Below are 20,880 nucleotides of genomic sequence, written 5' to 3'. Positions count from 1 at the left end.
TCCAATAGTTCTTTTCTTGCTTTTAAGTTTCACTTGAGCCTTATTTAATCTTCCTGCAAGTTCATCTGCATAGAATACAAGTATTCAATACGTAGAAATTATTCTTGGAATGGAGAATTACTTATGAACTTTATTAAACGTGCAGGGATCACCCTGTGGGCCAGGAAAGGTCGCACAATCCTACTGATGATCACGTCAAGCGTCATTTTGATGTTTGTTATGGCAGGTTTGATTATCCAAAACGCTGCGTTGACCTCGGCGAAGACGGCGACGAACTCGATCGGGTCAACCGTGACGCTCTCGCAAAACCGGACCAAGATGATGAAACAAATGCAAAAGCAAATGGCTTCCTCATCTTCCTCATCTTCATCAAGCTCAAGTAAGCCAACTTTCACACAAGCAACGACAACGATTGCAAAGGCGAAGAAGATTGCTGCACTTTCAAACGTGGCATCATATAACGTCTCAACCAGCACTTCAGTTAATGCAAGTGGTTTTAGCGCCGTATCAACTACGACATCTTCAACCCAAGGTGGTTTCGGCGGCGGTACCTCAAATTCTGGCGATATCCAAATTAATGGTGTCAGTGCGACGGCGGGGGCCACAAGCTTCTCAGATGGTACGGCTAAGATTACCAGTGGCCGTGGCATCAAAGCGAGTGACGAGGGTACAAACAACGTTGTAATTGAGTCTGAATTGGCTTCAGCGAACAGCTTGAAAGTTGGAGACACAATCAAGGTTGCGGATACCTCTGATTCATCTGAAAAGACGACCTTGAAGATCGTTGGTATTTACAAGGTTAAGACCACCACGGATGGTTTCTCACAACAAGATCCTTCAAACACGATCTATGGCTCATACACTTTGTCAAATAAGATCGCGGGTACTGTTGGTAAGGTTTCAAATGTCACTTACACGATGTCTGACCCTTCAAAGACCAAGGCCTTTGTGACCGCAGCGAAGAAGATTTTGAATGATTCAGATATGACTTTGACAAGTGATGCGTCATCATACAAGGCGGCTGCTAAGCAGATGAAGGGTGTTGCTAGTTTTGCTTCAAAGATTGTCTGGATTGTGGCCATCGCAGGTGTCTTGATTCTTGGACTTATCATCTTGTTGATGACACGTGAACGTCGTCGCGAAATCGGGATCCTAGTTTCACTTGGTGAGACTAAGGGTAAGGTGATCGCACAATTGTTCACTGAACTATTGATCGTTTTGGCAGTTGCCTTGGGTGTTGCCACAGCCGCTGGAACAGCTGTTTCAGGTTCAATTTCGAACACACTGGTTCAACAACAACAAAGTTCACAACAGTCTGCCGCAACTCAAGGTGCGCCAGGTGGTAGTGGTACAAGTAAGACCGGTGGTGCCCCAACTGGTGGTGGCGGCATGGGTGGTACAACAACAGCCCAGACGACCGACATTGACACGGTCTTGACGCCAGCAGCTGTGGCTGAACTCGGTGGTGTCGCGGTATTGATTGCTTTGCTTTCAGTCGGTGGTGCGGGAATCACAATTTTGCGTATGAAGCCAAAGCAAATTTTGCAAGCTGATTAATCCGATAGTGAGGGGAAAACATGACATTAACAATTAAACATTTAACTCATTGGTACACGGATGAATCAAACAAGTTGTACACTGATGTTAATCTTGAATTTGAATCAGGGAAATTCTACGCCATTGTCGGTGAATCTGGTTCTGGTAAAACAACTATCTTATCATTCTTAGCCGGGTTGGATTCACCCCGTGAAGGTGAAATTGCAGTGGATGGTGAATCAATTAATAAGATTGGTTTGACGAAATATCGGCAACGGTACGTGGCGACGATTTTCCAAGCCTATAATCTACTAACTACCATGACAGCCTATCAAAACATTGAAACGGCCTTGGCAGTAACAAACTCATCGCATAAGGGTGATCGTCAGTATATTTTGGATCAATTAGCCAAGGTTGGGATTGATGAAGAAAAAGCCTTTAAGAATGTGCAAAAGCTTTCTGGTGGTGAGCAGCAACGTGTCGCGATTGTCCGTGCATTATTAGTTGATGCCCCGATCGTGGCAGCCGACGAAGCGACTGGGAATTTGGATCATGAAAATTCAGAGTTGATTGTTGACTTGTTCAAAGAGCTCGCTCATGATTATGGTAAGACAGTCATCCTGATTACCCATGATCGGGAGGTTGCGCAAGAAGCTGATGTGCAAATCGAATTGAAGGATCACAAGTTTACAGTTAAGTAACGCGCAAAGAAGCTCCTAACCGCAATAGGTTAGGAGCTTCTTTAAATTATTGGCGTAGTTTAGTCACAATATCTTCTAGATGAATACCGTGCGAACCCTTGAAAAGGATGATATCATCAGCCGTTAATTCGTTTTCTAAGACCGTCGTCAAGGCCGCCTTAGCGTCTTTGTCAAACCGGCTGACAGCACCAGCTGGATAACTGTCTTTGAGGGCTTGTTCTAAACTTTCAATGATTGAGCCCACTAGATAAACCTTTTGAATCGTCGTTGGGTTGAGCACCTCTGCTAACGCTGCGTGTAAGGCGGGACCAGCTTCACCGAGTTCCAGCATATCACCGAGCACGGCGATCCGTCGACCTTTAGTTGGCGCGGCCGCAAAGAAGGTCAATACTTCCTTGGCGGCCGTTGGATTAGAGTTGTAAACGTCGCTCAAGATGCGACCACCGAAATTACCAGGCAACCATTCGGTCCGATTTTCGGTGAGCGCAGCCTGCGCGAGACCGACTGCAATCTTATCAAATGGAATCGCCAGTAAGCGGCCAACTTGAATGGCAGCCAGGGCATTGGCCACATTATAACGACCGGTCAGCGCAATTTCAAAACGGTGGCGACTTTGATTGGTGAAGAAAGTTCCCTTAACTGGCGTTAGTTCAATGTGATGAGCATACAAATCATTGTCAGGGTTTAAGCCAAACGTGGTCATCTTTAATTCAGGATGTTGTGCGGCCCGTTCGCGCAACAGGGGCTCATCACCATTGTACACAAAGGTGCCAGCTGGATTCATCCCGTTGATGATTTCCATCTTGCCATCGGCAATGCGGGCTCGCGTTTTGAAAAATTCAATATGGGCTTCACCAATCATGGTGAGTAACGTGATGTCAGGGTGATACAGACCAGATAGTAACGACAAGTCCCCTGGGTGATCCATACCAAATTCAACCACTAACAATTCCGTATCCTCAGGCATCGCTAAGATGGTCGTTGGTACGCCAATTTCATTGTTGAAGTTTGCTGGCGTTTTCACGGTTTTATAGGTGGTTGCCCCAATCGCAGCTGTAAAATCTTTGGTGGTCGTTTTACCATTGGAACCAGAGATAGCCACGACACGCGGATGTACTTGCTGCAGGTACGCAGCAGCCAGTGCTTGAAAGGCATGCTCTGTGTTTTCAACTAGAATGACAGGAATTGTGCTTGGCGCCGACTGTCGGTGATCAATCTGCCAAAGGGTTGCGACCGTACCATTATCGATGGCGCCTTTCACATAATTGTGGCCATCATTGGTGGCCACAAGGGGGATGAATAATGAACCTTCAGTGGCTTTTCGACCATCAAAAACGACATTGGTGATCATGGCATCGGTGGCGTTTAAGACTTCTGCCGTAAGAATGGCGGCAATTTCATTAACAGTATAATGCATGATTTTTCCTCGGAATCTTAAGTGATGCTTATATTGTACGTGCAAAAAAAACCAAGGGCAATTAATGTGTTAAATTGTGCTAAAATGTTTACTGAATGTAAAAAAAGTCAGCCGGTTTGTTTTTGACAAAGCGGAATAAAAAATGAGGTAAAAAAATGGCCAAGGAAATCGGAATTGATTTAGGGACGGCCAACGTGTTGGTTTTCGTTGAAAACGAGGGAATTGTTTTAAACGAACCATCCGTTGTGGCGGTAGATACTAAAACTGACAAAGTTTTGGCAGTTGGAAAGGAAGCGTACCAAATGGTTGGGCGTACGCCTGGAAATATTCGTGCTGTTCGTCCTTTGAAGGATGGTGTCATTTCAGATTTTGACATGACGGAAGCCATGTTGTCATATTTTATTGGCAAGTTGAATGTTAAGGGTATCTTTTCACGCCCTAACATTATGGTTGCAGCACCAACGAATATTACTGAAATCGAACGTAAAGCGATCATTCAAGCAGCTGAGAAGGTTGGTGGTGCCAAAGTTTACTTGGAGTACGAGCCAAAGGTGGCTGCGATTGGCGCAGGCTTAGACATTTTCTCACCCATTGCCTCAATGGTGATTGATATGGGTGGGGGTACTTCAGATATTGCTGTTTTGTCATTAGGGGACATTGTCTCAGCCCGTTCAATCCGTGTCGCAGGGGACAAATTGAATGCTGACATCGCTAACTACATCAAGCGGCACCATAATTTGCAGGTCGGCGAACGCACGGCTGAACAAATTAAGATTACAATTGGGACCGCTTTGCATTCAGAAGAACCCGCGGAGATGAATGTACGTGGTCGTGATATGCATGAAGGTATGCCACGTTCCATCGAAATTAACGCGAATGAAATTGAAGAAGCATTACATGATTCATTGCATCAAATTGTGGCAGCAGCCCATGAAGTCTTGTCAGAAATCCAACCAGAATTGGCTTCAGACATTATTGATCGTGGGATTGTTTTGACTGGCGGTGGCGCATTGTTAAAGGGAATGGATACACTCATTTCAACTGAACTTGGTGTGCCCGTATTTATCGCTGATCATCCACTGGATAATGTTGCGCGCGGTGCCGGTGAATTACTAGAGCACATGCACCACTAAGAAAGAGGAAAAAATTATGGCTTCACGAAATAAAGCAATTGACGTTGAAATTAATGACTTGGGTGGTAACTTGAGTGAGGTAAAGATCAACAAGGTGCGTCTTGGGACCATCGACGAAGCACAAAAAAATATCAAGGTTAATTTTGAAAATAAGACAGCAGTCACAGCTAAGTCATTTGACGAGGCAGTTGAGCTGTTGATTTCAGAATACAATCTACACCATTAATTACTGAGCTTTACGATTAACGAGGTGAAAAAATGAATAAACAAGCAGATCGAGGCGTCATTGATTGGAATATTGTCTTTGCGGTTCTGATGCTCGCGATTATCGGTTTAGCCTCAATTTATGTGGCGGCAACGCATGATACGGGAAGCGTCAGTGTGACCCGGATGGTGACCATGCAGGGGCTGTGGTACGTTATCGGTATTATTGCCGTTGCTGTAATTATGCAATTTGATTCTGAACGGTTGTGGCGCGTGGCGCCGTACGTTTTTTCCATTGGGACTTTCTTGATGGTCGCGGTGTTAATTTTTTACAGCAAGACCTACTATGTTGAGACCGGTGGTAAATCATGGTTTGCAATTGGTGGGCTGACCTTTCAGCCATCAGAAATTATGAAACCCGCCTTTATTTTGATGCTTGGTCGCGTCATCACGGCACATAATGTCCAGCATCCAGAACACAGCTGGAATTCTGATCGGTTGCTATTGGGTAAAATCGCGCTTTGGACCGCGCCAATTATTCTATTGGTTTTGGCCCAACACGATTTTGGAACTATGTTGGTGTTCTTAGCGATTGTCTTTGGCATGACCTTGGTATCAGGTATTTCTTGGAAAATTTTGGGACCCATCATTTTTACGGGTGCCGCGGTCGGTATTACGGCCATTCTATTCGTCACGCAAACCTGGGGCCGACACATTTTGGAAAAGTTTGGGTTTGAGGCATACCAGTTTGCCCGTATCGATGCCTGGATGAACCCACAAAGCGACACAACCAATACGGGCTATCAATTATGGCAAGCGATGACGGCGATTGGCTCAGGCGGTCTCACCGGGACTGGCTTCAACGTTTCAAACGTTAATGTGCCTGTTCGTGAGTCGGATATGATTTTCTCAGTTATTGGAGAAAACTTTGGTTTCGTAGGTGCTTTGTTATTACTAGTCCTATACTTTTATCTGATTTACCATATTTTTCAGGTCGTCAATGATACATCAAATCAGTTTTATGCGTACGTTGCATCAGGGGTGGTGATGATGTTGTTATTCCACATTTTTGAAAATATTGGGATGAACATTGGTTTGGTGCCATTGACTGGTATCCCGTTGCCATTCATTTCACAGGGTGGATCAGCCTTAGTGGGAAATATGATCGGGATCGGTTTGGTGATGTCGATGCGCTATCATAACCGATCTTATACACTATCAACGCACGAAGGATTTTCATAAAAGATGATAGGTTTGTTTTTGCAACAGGCCTATTTTTTAATAAGGAGTGAGCAGTAAAATGTTAACAATTGGCTTTATTGGTGCTGGGCACATGGCTCAGGCAATGATTAAGGGGTGGCGTGATCTCGCTGAGGTACGGCAAATCGTTTATGCGCCCAACTCTGGTGCAGCGGTGGCGGAGCAGTTGCAGATTGAAGCCGTGGCCTCAATTGAAGAGACCTTCATGCAAAGTGATTTACTCATTTTGGCCATGCCACCAAAGGCTTTGGCTGAAGTTGCACCAACCTTGCAGATGTTGCTGATGTTGGCACCACAAAAGATCATCACGTCTGTTTTGGGGGGCGTATCAATTAGCAGTCTGCAGGCTGCTTTAGGAAGTCAGGCCCAAATAGTCCGGACATTGCCCAATGTTAATGTCGCAGAAAAAGAAGGTTATACAGCAATTGCCTTTGCAGGAACGTTGGATGCGGCCACACGGGGCGCGGTCTTTGGGTTGTTTACCTATTTTGGTCGGGCTGATGAATTACCAGAAGAGCAATTCGGGGCAATTAGCGCTTTAGCAGGATCGGGGCCCGCCTTTGTGGCCGCCTTCGTGAATGCTTTGAGTGCGGCGGCCGTGGCGCAAGGGATTGAATCCGAAGTAGCTGACAAGGTTGCTTTACAAATGGTTAACGGGACGATGAAGGTGCTAAGTAAGCATGAACAAACGCCTACAGAATTTGCGCATAGTGTGATGACGCCAGGTGGTTCAACGGCCGCTGGATGGTCAACCTTAGAGTCTGAAGGCTTTGCAAAGACCATTGCTAAGACGATTGCAGCGACAATGCAAAAAAATTCTGAATTTGATTGATAAAAAGGGTTGCATTCAATGCGAAATCCTGGTATATTATTATTTGTTGTTGAGAGACAGTAAGTAGTAATTATGGCTCATTGGTCAAGCGGTTAAGACTCCGGTTTTTCACACCGGCATCCAGGGTTCGACTCCCTGATGAGCTATTAGATAAACCTCCGAGAAATCGGAGGTTTTTTTGTGTCTTAAGCGGCACCTCAAAAAAAGACACCGCTTGCCGGTGCCTGATTTATGAATGCTTTGGCTTCTTGAAAAAATCCAGCGTATTGTCAGTTTCATTTCTAGTGACAGTCCCTGCTAAACCAAAAAAGAAGAGGGCGTCAAATTCTTCGTCCAACTTAGGTGTGCTACGGACTAAGGCGATTTTATCAGGATCATGAAAGTATGAAAGATACATTTCAATGTATAGACGGAGCGCTGTATCACTAATTGTGCGATTGATGTAGCCAGCGTCACGCCCCGCATCAATAATGATTTGCCATAGGGCTGCCAGCCGTGTTCGATACTCAGCTTGTAGTATTGGTGAATTCACAAAGATGTCATAGATTGGATTGTTCTTATCGCTATTGGCATAGCGCATGTGATAATCAGCGAGGAAGGTGTGGAATTGATCCATACGCACTGGAAAGTCGATCTCTGTTTGGTTCATGATTTCCTGGACATGGTTGGCGATGATTTCGAATTGAAAAATGGCAGCTTGCTCTAGTAGTGCTTGCTTACTAGGGAAATACTTGTATAACGTGACGACTGAAATACCAGCAGCGCGGGCAATATTTTTGAGCTCAATATCTTCTTCATTGGCAATGGCGGCCAACGTGGCCTTAATCAGTTGTTGCCTTGTGAGGGCTTTTTTTTCTTCTCGTTTCATTTTATCAAACCTCTTGCCACCAGTTTAGCAGGAATGCGGGCAAAAATCAAAAAAGTTAACTTTTCAAGTTTTAAATTAAACTTTTTGTTGACATTAATTTTTGGCGGCGGTAAACTTGGTGACATCAAAGAGATAGAGACACGCACCGAACGCGTGAAGGAGGATAGTATGTCATTTCTTGAGCTACATGACATTTACAAGTCATATTTTCTCGGCAAAGAAGAATTTCCGGTATTAAAGGGCATCAATTTGTCATTTGACCGCGGTGACTTCGTGTCCATTTTGGGTGAATCTGGTGGTGGTAAGTCAACTTTGATGAATATCATTGGGGGCTTGGATCGTGAATTCCAAGGGAATGTCACTATTAACGGTCAGCGTTTGGATCACTCCAAAGAAAAGCAAATGGATGAATACCGGCGGGGTATGATCGGCTATATTTATCAGTCGTACAATTTGATTAATCATTTGACAGTTTTGGAAAATGTTTTAGTTTCATTGGAAATGACGAAGCTGACAAACAAAGAAAAGCATGATCGTGCGATGGAGCTGTTAAAGCAAGTCGGACTGGAAACGCAAGTTAAAAAGCATCCGAACCAATTGTCAGGTGGGCAAAAGCAACGAGTTGCGATTGCTCGTGCACTGGCTTCAGATCCACAAGTGATTATTGCCGATGAACCAACTGGCGCTTTGGATTCACAGAATACGCAAGAAGTTTTGGCAATCTTGGACCAAATCGCGGCATCTGGCAAGCTGGTCATTGCTGTCACGCACTCACAAGAAGTCGCCGACTATGGTACACGCATCGTTCACTTAGCAGATGGTGTCATTGAATCTGATACCCGCTTGAAGGAGGGCTACCCACTTCAAAATGGTGGTGTTCAAATCGAGGATCGCCCCTTGCCAAGTTCTTCGAGTTATAAGACGGCCTTTAAGCATTTAACGTATAACTGGAAGCAAAACTCAATTATTGTCTTAGGAACAGCGATTGGTATTTTCGCAGTGCTTTTGTTCTCAGGTTTGGGTAATGGAATTAAGGCGTATATTAATGATCAAGTCAATTCATTAGCGAATCCAAACATCGTGACCGTCATGAAGAATGTGACTGATGATAAAAAGACGGCGAATACACAACGGATTGAACAAACCCGCCAAAAGCTACAAACAGATTATGCACATGCTTCCATTTCAAGTGATGATTTGAAGAAGATGACCACGGTTAAACATGTCAAGAAAGTACAAGGAATTTATAATTTTGCGGCCTCATCATTAAGTCTTGGTTCAAAAAAGACGACAGCTGCCATCCAATCATGGTCAGTTTCTTACAACGAAGATGTCATTAAATCTGGTGATAAGCCTGGTAAAAATGAAATGTTGTTAGACAAGCAAACTGCGGCATTATTGACTGACAAAAAAGCGAAAACTTTAATTGGCAAGACGATTAACGTCCAATTTACGGCGGTATCAAAGCAGGGCTTGCCAGTGCCAGTTACTTTGGCCTTAAAGGTCAGCGGTATTACGGATGGCGGTCAAGCAGGGGCGATTAACGCACCAACCAGTGCGACTGTGAAGGAAGCCTTGGTGAAGGCTGGGGCATCAACAAATTACATGGCTGCAGTTGCCTTAGCAAGTCAGACGGATGATGTAAAACAGGTTGCGAAGGGCTTGAATCAGATTAAGACTGATGGCAAGCGGGCCTTCGTTGCCACAACCATCGGCAGCATTCTGGATACCATCAATACGATTGTCAACCTCGCCTCGTATGTCCTGGCGGCAATTGCTGGTATCTCGTTGATTGTGTCAGCGTTGATGATTATTGCAACGATGTACATGTCAGTTGCAGAACGTACCAAGGAAATTGGGATCTTGCGCGCCTTAGGTGAAAGTAAGCGTGACATTCGTCGTTTGTTTACCAGTGAGGCGCTCTTCATCGGTTTGATTTCAGCCGTGATTGCGTTAGGCTTGGCCTACGGATTAGGTATGGGTGTCCTAAATACCGCCCTATATGGTATTGCCAAATTTAACATGGTTCAAATTTCAATTGGTAATGTCGTCTTTGCCTTTGTGATTGCCTTGTTGATTTCTTTCTTAGCGGCACTATTGCCAAGTCGCAAGGCTGCTAAGTTGAATCCCATCGACGCACTAGCTGCTGATTAAAGCGGGCGTATTAACAAATTAATAAAGACTTACTCGCATTGGCTATGTAGCCAATGCGAGTTTTTTATGCGAGATTAAATGCAGGGTGGGGCAGCATGCATGCTAGTCGTCCTTGCATAAAACTGAATATTTGGTAAACTTGTTAAGTTAAACTTATCGAGGTGTGAATTAGTGGCTTATCAATATGAATATCGAAATGAATTATCTGAAGTAAAATGGCGAATGCTGACTCAAAAACAACGTGATGAAATTCAGGCAGGCATGACGAGCAAGCAAGTGCATGCGTTAGCACATTATCAGCGTTATGAATGGACCTCGTGGTTTGTGCAGCAACATTTTTTAATTGATACCGAGTGGGAATTTGCGGGTTTTCAACAAAATCCATGGTATCCAGCGGCAATGCCCAATGGGGAAAAACTCTACTGCGACTGTGGACGCATGTTAAAAAATCAATATCTATTGAAATCCAAACGGACCGGCCAAATTTTAGCTCTAGGAAGCGTCCATTTTACGATGCATGCGCAGTTAGATCCCAAAATTGCCCAGTTGGTCAATCAAGAAAAATTACGGATTGATCGGACCTTCGATGAAAGTCTCACACGGTTTAAAAAAGGGCAGCATTTTCCAACCAAATTATGGTTAGATTTCAAATTAAAAGATGTCCTCGGTGCCGATCATCATCGCTTATATGATGTCTTTGAGCCATTAGCCGCCGCCGATGTGCCCTTGGTTTTACGTGATGCGCGTTTACTGGCGCGTCGTCAGGCAGAACAGGTGCATGCGCTGCTTGAAAATGGGTATGATGTACCGCTGGTACGCAGACGCATTGAGGCGGAATTAACGAGACGGTTTGCTGCGTACCCAGAGTCCATCTCAAAGCAGCTTAATCTGAAGATTATTACGAAATTATCCTTACAAGCAGATGCCGAACTGCCGACTGAATTAGAAACAGCCTTAGCGGGATATGCAGATTTACCAGTGCTGTATGACGCATGGGTTGATTTTAAACAATTGGCTGAGGAGTTACGCCAGACTGAACAAAGTGACTCAAATCTAATCAAAAAGCGTGAAATCGTCGAGCGAAAAGTGAGTCACCTATATGCGCAAATGCTCCAAATGGTCCAATAACGCAATGCGAGGTGCTAGCAGATACGCTTTGTTGTGATGGAGTGCGGAATATTAATAAAAGCGCTATAATGTAATTTATATTAAATGGGAATTACCTATGAATTATATTGGAGGTTAGTTTGATGACAAATTGGCGTTTAGAATCATTGAAATATGAAGACGCTTTGCTAACAGATTTAAAGGAAATGTTGGCAATTAATTCAGTTCGAGATGATGCGGCTGCTACTGAAGATGCGCCGTTGGGACCAGGTCCAAAGGAAGCTTTGCTTAAGTTTGAAGAGTTTGCCCAGCGTGATGGTTTTAAGGTGGGCGACTACAAGAACTTGGTGGCTTATGCTGAATTGGGTGACCCTGATGCAGAGGAGTCATTGGTGGTGGTTGGTCACTTGGATGTGATGCCCGCCGGTGATGGTTGGACGAAAGATCCATTTACGCCAGTTATTGAAGATGGGCGTCTATACGCCCGTGGTTCATCAGACGATAAAGGGCCTTCATTCACGGCCTACTATGCCTTGAAGCTATTGAAGGACTTGAACCTGCCTTTGAAGCGTAAGATTCGTGTGGTCATGGGCATCGATGAAGAATCTGATTGGACGGGTATGGATGAATTCTTCGCGGCTGAAGGTCAACCAACTATGGGCTTCTCCCCAGACGCTGAATTCCCAATCATTAACGGTGAAAAGGGAAATGTTTCGATTGAAGTGAAGTTTGACGGTACAAATGATGGTTCATACAAGCTAGTTTCATTTGAAGCCGGTTCACGACCTAACATGGTGCCTGGAACTGCCAAGGCTGTTGTTGAAACAGCGGACACGGCTTTGGCTACCCAGTTGGCTGAGCGCTTAACAGCATACTTGGCTAATGAATCACGGGTTAAGGCAGATGCTGAAGTTGAGGACAATCGCGTGGCGTTGACTTTCTACGGTAAGCAAGTTCACGGCGCCATGCCAGAAACTGGTGAGAACGCTGGAACATACTTGGCTAACTTCTTGAAAGACTTTGACTTTGGTGCGAATGCTAAGGGGTACCTAAACTTCTTGGGGGATGCCGTGCATGATGACACAACAGCCGTGAAGATTGGCGCTGTCAAGCATGATGATTTGATGGGTGACTTGTCAATGAACGTTGGTATCCAACGTTTTGCGGCTGATGAAGAAGGTTACGTGAACTTAAACTTCCGTTATCCTAAGAATACAAATCCAGCCGAAATCGAAGCAGCCGTGAAGACCGGCTTCGCAGATGATTTTGCTGCCACAACCAGTCAAGCAGCCCACAATATGGCACCACACTACGTGCCTGGTGATGATCCATTAGTGGCCACTTTGTTGAAGGTTTATCGTGAGCACACCGGTTTGCCAGCTGGCGAGCAGGTCATCGGTGGGGGAACATTCGGACGCTTGTTTGAACGTGGTGTTGCCTTTGGGGCCATGTTTGAAGGGGTGCCAGATACGATGCACCAGGCGGATGAATTTTACCCAGTTGCTGACTTGACGCGTGCGATGGCAATCTTTGCACAAGCCATGTACGAACTAGCAAATGACTAAAAGGTTTGCATCCTAAAATACTAGGAAGCGTTTTCAAAACTGTACACAGTGCGTGTGCAGTTTTTTTTATGCTTTTGTAAAGGAAAGCTTTACAATTACGCCATCAGACCTTTACAAAGTCAATGGATAATAGATATCAGTAGAGTAGACGAAAAATTAGGAGGCGTGATTCATGAAGCGCAAATGGTTAATGAGTGCCGTTGTAGTAGTAGCTGCAACGGGACTGTTGGCTTGGGGATTTAACACGCGGAGTCAGACTTCGGGTGTTAATATCAATGCCGTTGGTTCAACAGCGTTACAACCACTGGTTGAAGCCGCTGGTGAAGAGTACCAGATTTCCCACAAAGGAATCTTTATTAATGTTCAAGGTGGTGGAACTGGTACCGGATTGGCCCAAGTACAAGCTGGTGCCGTTGATTTAGGTAATTCAGATTTGTTTGCCCAAGAAAAAGACGGTATTAAGGCTGAAAAGTTAGTTGATCATCGGATTGCCGTCGTTGGAATTACACCGCTGATTAATAAGTCAGCCGGGGTTAAGAAGTTGAGCAAACAACAACTTATTCAAATTTTCACTAAGAAGGTGACTAATTGGAATCAAGTTGGTGGTAAGAATTTAAAAATTGTCTTGGTGAATCGTGTCACGGGTTCTGGAACGCGGGCAACCTTTGAAAAATGGGGCTTAGATGGTCACAGTGCTGCTGATGCACAAGAGCAAGATTCTTCAGGAACTGCTCGTTCAATTGTTGCAACCACACCAGGCGCCATTTCATACGCCGCATTTTCATATGTAGATAGTACCGTTGTGGCCCCCATGATTGATGGTGTCGCACCAACTGAGAAAAACGTTGAAACTGGTCAGTGGCCAATTTGGTCATACGAACACATCTATACATTAGGCAAACCTAAAGCCGCAGTGCAAGGCTTCTTGAATTATTTGCAATCTAAGAAGATTCAAACGACTGTTGTCCCAAAGTTGGGCTACATTTCAATTCAAAATATGAAGATTGAACGTACAGTCGATGGGAAAATTACAAACGTTAAGTAAGGTTGAGTAGGAGAATAGACATGGATGAAATCCGTGAAGCATTAACAAAGACATCAACTGCGACCAAGAAAGATCGGTTTGGTCGGGTGGTATCTTTGTCGGCTTTGACAGTAATTGTAATCGTCGTATTATCGATTTTCTGGTTCGTAGCCTCAAAGGGCTTAGCCACATTCTTTACTAATCATGTAAACTTGTGGGATTTTTTAACCGGTACCAAGTGGGCACCGGGACAAACTGATGCGGCTGGTCATCCCTATACGGGTGCTGCACCAATGATCGTTGGTTCGTTTTTGGTAACGCTGTTATCGGCATTGATTGCGACGCCGTTCGCGATTGGCACAGCCATTTTTATGGTTGAAATTTCACCAAAACGTGGATCAAAGGTGCTACAACCAGTTATCGAGTTGTTGGTCGGAATTCCTTCAGTTGTTTATGGATTTATTGGTTTGACGGTCATTGTGCCAGTTATGCGCACAATTTTTGGCGGTTCTGGCTTTGGAATTTTGGCTGGTGCCTTGGTCTTGTTTGTCATGATTTTACCAACGGTGACTTCCATGACCGTTGATACGTTACGGGCAGTCCCTCGTCATTACCGTGAATCAGCGCTGGCATTGGGTGCGACGCGGTGGCAGATGATTTACAAGGTTATCTTGCGGTCAGCCACACCTGGTATTTTGACAGCGATTGTCTTTGGGATGGCGCGGGCATTTGGTGAGGCGTTGGCCGTACAAATGGTTGTTGGTAATGCGGCATTGATGCCACAAAGCTTAACGACGCCAGCCGCTACCTTGACGTCAGTGTTGACACAAGGCATTGGAAACACGGTTATGGGTTCACTTGATAACAACGTTTTGTGGAGTTTAGCTTTGATCTTGTTGTTGATGTCATTGGTATTCAATCTGGTTATCCGTGCGATCGGTAAGAAGGGAGCTATGTAATTATGTTAAACGCAAAACGTGTTGATAAAATTGCCAGTGCCGTCCTGTATGGTATCGCGGGCTTCGTTGTCATCGTCTTGGCAGCCTTGTTGGGATTCATCCTATATCGCGGTATTCCACATCTCTCATGGCATTTTCTAACCTCACCAGCCAAGGCCTTCGAATCTGGTGGTGGTATTGGTATCCAGCTCTTTAACTCATTTTATCTGCTATTGATTACCATGATCATTTCATTTCCAATTGCCTTGGGATCAGGCATCTACTTAAATGAATATGCCTCAAAAAAGTCAAGGGTCATCGGGTTTGTGCGCACAGCGATCGAAATTTTATCATCATTGCCATCAGTTGTTGTTGGTTTGTTTGGTTTCTTGCTCTTTGTTGTACAATTCAACTTTGGCTTCTCATTACTTTCAGGGGCGGTCGCATTAACATTCTTTAATCTACCTTTGTTAACACGTTCGGTCGAAGAATCATTGCGTCAAATTCCAAACTTGCAACGTGAAGCAGGTTCTGCTTTGGGCTTGTCACGTTGGGAGACGGTCGGCCATGTCATTTTGCCAGCCGCGTTACCTTCAATCGTGACGGGAGTTGTTTTGTCCGCGGGACGTGTGTTTGGTGAAGCCGCTGCCTTGATCTATACTGCTGGTCAGTCGGCACCCGCGTTGGACTTTACTGACTGGAATCCCTTCAATGTGTCATCACCTTTAAATTTGATGCGTCCCGCCGAAACTTTGGCTGTGCACATCTGGAAGATTAATTCAGAAGGTATTATGCCAGATGCAGCCGCTGTTTCAGCTGGCGCCTCGGCAGTGTTGATTTTGGCAGTATTGTTGTTCAACGTCTTAGCTCGCTACTTGAGTAAGGTTTTGTACCAGCGCTTGACGTCATCAAAGTAAGATGATGGTCTAGAAGGTAAGAGGAAAAACTAATGAGTGAAAATTCAGGATTGGTATTCGATGATGTGATGCCTGAGCGTTACATCATGAATATGGATGAATCAAAGCATGAGGTGGCTTTATCTACCAATGATTTAAAAGTATACTATGGTGATAATTTAGCTTTGCAAGACGCCGATTTGAAGTTTGAGCGGTTTAAGATTACATCATTGATCGGTGCTTCTGGGTCAGGAAAGTCAACTTTCTTACGTTCATTGAACCGAATGAATGACGATGTGGCGACGGTTAAGGGTAATATCATGTACCGTGGTATTGATATTAATTCTAAGGCCGTCGATGTTTACGAAATGCGTAAGCACATTGGCATGGTGTTCCAACGGCCAAACCCATTTGCTAAGTCAATTTATGAAAATATTACCTTTGCCTTGAAGCAACATGGCATTAAGAATAAAGCCGTCTTAGCTGAGCGGGTTGAAACTAGTCTTAAGCAAGCTGCTTTATGGGATGAGGTCAAGGATGATTTGTACAAGTCAGCTTTGGAATTATCGGGTGGTCAACAACAACGGTTGGTCATTGCGCGAGCCGTTGCCATGCAACCAGACATTTTATTGCTTGATGAGCCGGCATCGGCCTTAGATCCAATTTCAACGTCAAAGATTGAAGATACATTGTTGGAATTAAAAGATAAGTACACAATCATCATTGTGACGCATAATATGCAGCAAGCGGCTCGTATTTCAGATTACACGGCCTTTTTCCATCTCGGTCAAGTCATTGAATACGATCAAACACGTAAGATTTTCACGCGGCCGAAGGTTCAACGAACTATCGATTACGTGAATGGAAACTTTGGTTAAGGGGTACAACATGGCAGAAAAGTTATTAACAACAGAAAATGTACGGTTGTATTACCACGATAAAGAAGCGCTACATGGCATCAACTTGGATTATGACAAGTATGGTATCACTGCTCTAATTGGTCCTTCTGGCTCAGGAAAGTCAACGTACTTGCGTGCCTTGAATCGGATGCACGATTTGACTGATTATGTGACCGTGACGGGGACATTTTTGTTAGATGGCGTTGACATATATGCACCAACCATGGATACAGTTGACTTACGTAAGAAAATTGGCATGGTCTTTCAACAACCTAATCCTTTCCCATTTTCAATCTATGATAATGTAGCCTTTGGGTTGCGTACGGCTGGTGAAAAGAATAAGTCAGTGATTGATGAAAAAGTTGAAACTAGTTTGAAGCAAGCTGCCGTCTGGGATGAAGTTAAAGATAACTTGCATAAGTCAGCGTTATCATTGTCAGGTGGACAACAACAGCGTGTGTCAGTTGCCCGTGCTTTGGCGACTTCGCCAGAAATCTTGCTGTTGGATGAACCAACATCAGCCTTGGATCCGGTTTCAGCGCACTTGGTGGAAAACACCTTGATTGAATTGCGTGACAAGTACACAATGATTATTGTGACGCACTCAATGTCACAGGCTTCTCGTATTTCAGATCGAACTGCTTTCTTTATGAGTGGTGATTTAATTGAAGTGGGTGATACGAAGCAAATTTTCATGAACCCTGAGAAGCAAGAGACTCAAGACTATATTTCTGGTCGTTTCGGATAAGGAGAGTAATATGCGTCGTTTATTTGATGAAGAATTAGCAGATTTGGACACATCATTTACTGAAATGGGCTTGTTGGTATCAGAGACGATCCAACATGCTGTTCAAACGTTTTTGGACCATGATCGTAGTGGTGCCAATGAAATTATTGAAGGTGACAAGGCCATCAACCAACGCGAAATTGCTTTGGAAAAGAAGACCTTTGAAATGATTGCCTTATATCAACCGGTTACGACTGATTTACGTGAGATCGTCACGATTTTAAAGGCAGTCTCAGTTTTGGAACGAATTGGTGATAACGCGCGTAACATTGCTTTGTCGACCATTCACGTGAAGGGTAATCAACGAGTTGCTGAAATTGAGCAACAAATTGGGGAAACTGGCGCCAAGGTGGCCAAGATGGTAGCGGATGTGTTGATGTATTATGTCAACGATGATGCTGCTAATGCTGATCGCATGTCAATTGTTGCTTCAGAAGTTTCTGAAGATACCAAGCACATCCGTGACTTGGCGGTTGAATCAATGAAGCAAGATCCTGAATTGGTGAATGCTTCCACGGATTACCTGGTTGTTGGTGGTTACTTGAAGCGGACGTCTGACTATGTGACAGACATTGCGGAGTGGATTATCTACAAGCGGACGGGTAAGATTGTTGAGTTGAACCCCGGTGCATCGTCATTTATCTAAGCAAATTATTTATGATCGTAAAAACAGCGTTTTGGCATGCCAAGATGCTGTTTTTTATAAATGACGGCAATGCATAACCCTGCCATTTACCTTACGAGGCACGTTGTATGCGCTGAGTTAAGCTAAAATAATGGTCTTTTTTATGGTTTTAACTATTAAAGATTTACATGGATGTAACCTAAGAGTGTCGACTGTGTGGTTAAATGAAAAGGTATGAATTCAATAACAAAGAAATTGGAGCAATCCATGTGAAAAAAATAAATTTAAATCCATTACGGTGGCGTGTGAATACCTACGCCCTTTGGGTGAGTTTCCTCTTACCTGGTTTGATCATGTTGGCTTATTTTGCATACCGCAAAATGGCGCCCTTTGGTACTAGTTCGATATTAACCGTTGATTTAGGTCAGCAATATATTGATTTTTTTGCGGGTTATCGGGATGCTGTACTGCATTCGCCCACCTCAATCTTTTACAGTTTTGCCAAGGGACTTGGTGGTGAAACTTATGGCGATTGGGCCTACTACTTGCTGAGTCCATTTAATTTATTGTTACTACCATTCTCAAATGCAAAATTACCGGTGGGTATTTTACTCGTGACGGTTTTGAAGTATAGTTTCGCTGGCTGGAGTATGGCGTATGCTCTCCGGAGTATGCGTTGGCAGAGCGGGTGGCAACTACCTATTTTTTCAGTCAGCTACGCCTTTATGGGTTGGTTTGTCGCTAACGAACTGAACCTCTTATGGTTAGACGCGGCTATTTTGTTACCACTGATTGTCATGGGGTTGGAACGTTATTTAGATAACCAATCACATTGGCGTTATATCTGGGGTTTAACGGCCATTTTTATCATTAATTACTACATGGCCTATATGATCGGCATCTTTTTAGTGGTGTATTTGCTGTGGCGTCTGTCGTGGCAGCCATATTCTTTGCGGCAACGTGGCATTATCTTTGGCAGGTTCGTTTTTGGTTCTGTCATTAGTTTGGGCTTAGCCACATTTGTTTGGCTACCAACGGCTGCCAGCTTGGTGAATTCCAAAGGGCAACATATGTTGTCTGGGTTGAAGAATGAGTTTGAATATAAGCCGCTTGATTTGTTAGCCAAATTATTTAATGGCACCTATAATTTTGACCAGATGCAAACGGGTACGGCGAATATTTTTGTTGGCAGTCTTATTTTAATTGTGGTTTGGTTTTTCTTTACCTATCGGGATATTCGTTGGCAAACACGTGTGGTGGCTCTCTTGGTCACTGCTTTTCTGATTGTCTCAATGATGTATGCACCATTGGATGTAGCCTGGCATGGCTTCCAGTTTCCAGTATGGTATCCATATCGTTTTTCATTTGTGTTTAGTTTCTGGCTGATTTGGTTAGCGGGGTCGGTTTGGTCACCAAAGTTGACTTTCAGTTGGCCGCAGATCATCGGTATTTTAATCATTCTGATCGCGGTGGTAGCTTATTTATATCAACGTTTGCCTAAATTAAATTACCTGTCATCAACGCAATTATGGGTTGGCGTTAGTTTTTTCTTGGTTATTTTAGCTTTCCATCTGCTACCATGGCGTGGTTGGTGGTGGTTGCCAGCCATGCTCATTCTTGTTGCCGGTGAAATGGTGGTTTCAACTGTCGGGACACTAAATAATTTTAGCTACCTGACACAAACTGAATATCAAAATTTGATTACTTCTTTGGAAAGTGTGACTAAAACCTTACCAAGCAAGCAAAAAGACTTTTATCGAGTGGCACAATCATTCCAACGTACTAAGGGTGATGCATTGCAAGGTGGCTACTATGGTGCGTCGACCTTCACCTCAGCATTAGAGCATCAACAGAGTGATTTTATGGCCATTATTGGTGAACCTGAAGGGGATAACTATGTTAACTATGATGGTGGTACCTTGGTGACTGATAGTTTGTTAGGAATGCGTTACTTGATGCAAACCACTGGCATCGACGCGACCATTGCTGGCACACCAGCTAACATGGCCATCTTACCGCGTGATGATACTGATGGCATTTATAGTAGTCAAAAAATCATTAATAATATTGAATTATCGAAAAACAATCAAGCATTGCCGGTGGCCTTTGCAGCGAATACCGCCGCTTTATCGGTGACGTCCAAAGAGAATGATCCAATGACCAATCAGAATCGTTTGTGGCAGGCATTGTTGGGAGCAACTGATACCGGGCCAATCATTAGTGCTAACTTTGAACAAGCAATTGGGGCTAATTTGGATGCGCCTAGCGTCGTGACTGGTGCCTTCCTGAAGAAAAAGGACGCCAATTTAGGTGCATCGTTAACCTTGCGCTATAAGGCCGATGGCAATGGGCCATATTACCTGACCATCGGTAGTGGTGTTTCCAATGACGACATCTCAATTTTGGTGAATGGTGTCCAGGTTAGTGAGATTCCATCGCACCGACACACCATCATTTTGCCATTGCCAAATGCCAATAAGAATGCACAGCAAACGATTACGATTACTTTGAAAAAGGCTTCCGTTTGGTTACAAGATGTGTCATTGTATCATCTTAAAACTGAGGTATTCCAGCAACAAGCATCTAGCTTGCAACAGAATGGTTTGAAAATCTCGTCGGCAACGTCGACTAAAATCACCGGTTCAATTAAAATGCCAATTGGTAGTGGCTTGTTGATGACGACAATTCCGGCATCATCCGGTTGGAAAATGTATGTTGACGGCCGAGAAGTGGATACGATCAAAGTTGCAAACTTCTTTATGGCGGCGGTTATCGGGCCAGGCGAGCATACGGTTACATTCAAATATTCGGTACCAATGCTCCGGTATGGTGTGATTACGACGATTGGCTTTATACTCTTTATGATCGGGTTTAGTTGGTCAGAAGGAGCGCGGAAAAAGCGTCGTGTGAAAGATTTAACTTTACACTAGCCGC

At 44.1% G+C, this 20,880-nt stretch carries 18 protein-coding genes and 1 tRNA gene; 17 read left to right on the top strand and 2 right to left on the bottom strand.

The genetic code is table 11. The features are described 5' to 3' along the window. Positions 1–123: 123 nt before the first annotated feature. Positions 124–1,557, top strand: a complete 1,434-nt coding sequence (locus tag WSWS_RS06595; protein WP_070230525.1) for an ABC transporter permease — start codon at positions 124–126, stop codon at positions 1,555–1,557. A gap of 20 nt (positions 1,558–1,577) precedes the next feature. Beyond that, positions 1,578–2,237 (top strand): ABC transporter ATP-binding protein, encoded by a 660-nt coding sequence (locus WSWS_RS06590; protein ID WP_070230524.1) that lies wholly within the window; start codon positions 1,578–1,580, stop codon positions 2,235–2,237. A 46-nt stretch (positions 2,238–2,283) separates the two neighbouring features. Here WSWS_RS06590 and WSWS_RS06585 read toward each other — a convergent pair whose 3' ends face one another. Continuing rightward, positions 2,284–3,654: a UDP-N-acetylmuramoyl-tripeptide--D-alanyl-D-alanine ligase gene (locus WSWS_RS06585; protein WP_070230523.1), complete on the bottom strand. Its 1,371-nt coding sequence runs from the start codon at positions 3,652–3,654 to the stop codon at positions 2,284–2,286. A gap of 155 nt (positions 3,655–3,809) precedes the next feature. On the opposite strand from WSWS_RS06585, the gene mreB reads away from it, so the two are divergent. The 5 genes from mreB to WSWS_RS06560 all read left to right on the top strand — a co-directional run bounded on the left by mreB (position 3,810) and on the right by WSWS_RS06560 (position 7,229). Continuing rightward, on the top strand, positions 3,810–4,787 hold the full coding sequence (gene mreB, locus WSWS_RS06580) for a rod shape-determining protein (protein WP_070230522.1): 978 nt from the start codon (positions 3,810–3,812) through the stop codon (positions 4,785–4,787). A 16-nt stretch (positions 4,788–4,803) separates the two neighbouring features. Beyond that, the gene (locus tag WSWS_RS06575; protein WP_070230521.1) at positions 4,804–5,013 is read left to right on the top strand and encodes a DUF2969 family protein; all 210 of its coding nucleotides are present in this window, start codon (positions 4,804–4,806) and stop codon (positions 5,011–5,013) included. A gap of 32 nt (positions 5,014–5,045) precedes the next feature. Next, positions 5,046–6,233, top strand: coding sequence for an FtsW/RodA/SpoVE family cell cycle protein (locus tag WSWS_RS06570; RefSeq protein WP_070230520.1), 1,188 nt, complete (start codon positions 5,046–5,048; stop codon positions 6,231–6,233). 58 nt (positions 6,234–6,291) lie between these two features. Next, a complete protein-coding gene (gene proC / locus WSWS_RS06565) occupies positions 6,292–7,083 on the top strand; it encodes a pyrroline-5-carboxylate reductase (protein WP_070230519.1) in 792 nt (263 codons plus the stop codon). A 74-nt stretch (positions 7,084–7,157) separates the two neighbouring features. Beyond that, positions 7,158–7,229 (top strand) — tRNA-Glu (locus WSWS_RS06560). Between the two features lie 83 nt (positions 7,230–7,312). On the opposite strand, the gene WSWS_RS06555 is transcribed toward WSWS_RS06560, so the two are convergent. Continuing rightward, positions 7,313–7,951, bottom strand: a complete 639-nt coding sequence (locus WSWS_RS06555) for a TetR/AcrR family transcriptional regulator (RefSeq protein WP_070230518.1) — start codon at positions 7,949–7,951, stop codon at positions 7,313–7,315. Between the two features lie 168 nt (positions 7,952–8,119). Here WSWS_RS06555 and WSWS_RS06550 point away from each other — a divergent pair, with 168 nt between their 5' ends. From WSWS_RS06550 to WSWS_RS06505, 10 genes are all read left to right on the top strand, one after another. After that, complete coding sequence (locus WSWS_RS06550) at positions 8,120–10,105, top strand: ABC transporter ATP-binding protein/permease (protein ID WP_070230517.1); 1,986 nt, start codon at positions 8,120–8,122, stop codon at positions 10,103–10,105. A gap of 171 nt (positions 10,106–10,276) precedes the next feature. Further along, positions 10,277–11,233, top strand: a complete 957-nt coding sequence (locus tag WSWS_RS06545; protein WP_070230516.1) for a hypothetical protein — start codon at positions 10,277–10,279, stop codon at positions 11,231–11,233. A 119-nt stretch (positions 11,234–11,352) separates the two neighbouring features. Further along, on the top strand, positions 11,353–12,777 hold the full coding sequence (gene pepV / locus WSWS_RS06540; RefSeq protein ID WP_114981425.1) for a dipeptidase PepV: 1,425 nt from the start codon (positions 11,353–11,355) through the stop codon (positions 12,775–12,777). A 172-nt stretch (positions 12,778–12,949) separates the two neighbouring features. Continuing rightward, complete coding sequence (locus tag WSWS_RS06535; RefSeq protein WP_070230514.1) at positions 12,950–13,822, top strand: phosphate ABC transporter substrate-binding protein PstS family protein; 873 nt, start codon at positions 12,950–12,952, stop codon at positions 13,820–13,822. Between the two features lie 20 nt (positions 13,823–13,842). Beyond that, positions 13,843–14,760, top strand: coding sequence for a phosphate ABC transporter permease subunit PstC (gene pstC / locus WSWS_RS06530; protein WP_070230513.1), 918 nt, complete (start codon positions 13,843–13,845; stop codon positions 14,758–14,760). Between the two features lie 2 nt (positions 14,761–14,762). After that, complete coding sequence (gene pstA, locus WSWS_RS06525; protein ID WP_070230512.1) at positions 14,763–15,656, top strand: phosphate ABC transporter permease PstA; 894 nt, start codon at positions 14,763–14,765, stop codon at positions 15,654–15,656. Between the two features lie 32 nt (positions 15,657–15,688). Beyond that, positions 15,689–16,513, top strand: a complete 825-nt coding sequence (gene pstB, locus WSWS_RS06520; protein WP_070230511.1) for a phosphate ABC transporter ATP-binding protein PstB — start codon at positions 15,689–15,691, stop codon at positions 16,511–16,513. A 10-nt stretch (positions 16,514–16,523) separates the two neighbouring features. After that, positions 16,524–17,282: a phosphate ABC transporter ATP-binding protein PstB gene (pstB, locus tag WSWS_RS06515; RefSeq protein ID WP_070230510.1), complete on the top strand. Its 759-nt coding sequence runs from the start codon at positions 16,524–16,526 to the stop codon at positions 17,280–17,282. A gap of 10 nt (positions 17,283–17,292) precedes the next feature. Then, on the top strand, positions 17,293–17,967 hold the full coding sequence (gene phoU / locus WSWS_RS06510; RefSeq protein ID WP_070230509.1) for a phosphate signaling complex protein PhoU: 675 nt from the start codon (positions 17,293–17,295) through the stop codon (positions 17,965–17,967). Positions 17,968–18,215: 248 nt separating this feature from the next. Continuing rightward, a complete protein-coding gene (locus WSWS_RS06505; RefSeq protein WP_237342583.1) occupies positions 18,216–20,876 on the top strand; it encodes a YfhO family protein in 2,661 nt (886 codons plus the stop codon). The last annotated feature ends 4 nt before the right edge of the window (positions 20,877–20,880 follow it).

It is taken from the genome of Weissella soli (assembly GCF_001761545.1).
Classification (GTDB): Bacteria; Bacillota; Bacilli; order Lactobacillales; family Lactobacillaceae; genus Weissella; species Weissella soli.
This window is presented reverse-complemented; position numbering and strand designations above follow the sequence as displayed.

What these genes read in the sequence shown, in the direction of transcription:
- WSWS_RS06550 (WP_070230517.1), top strand. Translation starts at nt 8,120, where the DNA reads ATGTCATTTCTTGAGCTACATGACATTTACAAGTCATATTTTCTCGGC.
- pstC (WP_070230513.1), top strand. Translation starts at nt 13,843, where the DNA reads ATGGATGAAATCCGTGAAGCATTAACAAAGACATCAACTGCGACCAAG.
- proC (WP_070230519.1), top strand. Translation starts at nt 6,292, where the DNA reads ATGTTAACAATTGGCTTTATTGGTGCTGGGCACATGGCTCAGGCAATG.
- WSWS_RS06595 (WP_070230525.1), top strand. Translation starts at nt 124, where the DNA reads ATGAACTTTATTAAACGTGCAGGGATCACCCTGTGGGCCAGGAAAGGT.
- WSWS_RS06575 (WP_070230521.1), top strand. Translation starts at nt 4,804, where the DNA reads ATGGCTTCACGAAATAAAGCAATTGACGTTGAAATTAATGACTTGGGT.
- mreB (WP_070230522.1), top strand. Translation starts at nt 3,810, where the DNA reads ATGGCCAAGGAAATCGGAATTGATTTAGGGACGGCCAACGTGTTGGTT.
- pstA (WP_070230512.1), top strand. Translation starts at nt 14,763, where the DNA reads ATGTTAAACGCAAAACGTGTTGATAAAATTGCCAGTGCCGTCCTGTAT.
- WSWS_RS06585 (WP_070230523.1), bottom strand. Translation starts at nt 3,654, where the DNA reads ATGCATTATACTGTTAATGAAATTGCCGCCATTCTTACGGCAGAAGTC.
- WSWS_RS06590 (WP_070230524.1), top strand. Translation starts at nt 1,578, where the DNA reads ATGACATTAACAATTAAACATTTAACTCATTGGTACACGGATGAATCA.
- phoU (WP_070230509.1), top strand. Translation starts at nt 17,293, where the DNA reads ATGCGTCGTTTATTTGATGAAGAATTAGCAGATTTGGACACATCATTT.
- pstB (WP_070230510.1), top strand. Translation starts at nt 16,524, where the DNA reads ATGGCAGAAAAGTTATTAACAACAGAAAATGTACGGTTGTATTACCAC.
- WSWS_RS06535 (WP_070230514.1), top strand. Translation starts at nt 12,950, where the DNA reads ATGAAGCGCAAATGGTTAATGAGTGCCGTTGTAGTAGTAGCTGCAACG.
- WSWS_RS06570 (WP_070230520.1), top strand. Translation starts at nt 5,046, where the DNA reads ATGAATAAACAAGCAGATCGAGGCGTCATTGATTGGAATATTGTCTTT.
- pstB (WP_070230511.1), top strand. Translation starts at nt 15,689, where the DNA reads ATGAGTGAAAATTCAGGATTGGTATTCGATGATGTGATGCCTGAGCGT.
- WSWS_RS06555 (WP_070230518.1), bottom strand. Translation starts at nt 7,951, where the DNA reads ATGAAACGAGAAGAAAAAAAAGCCCTCACAAGGCAACAACTGATTAAG.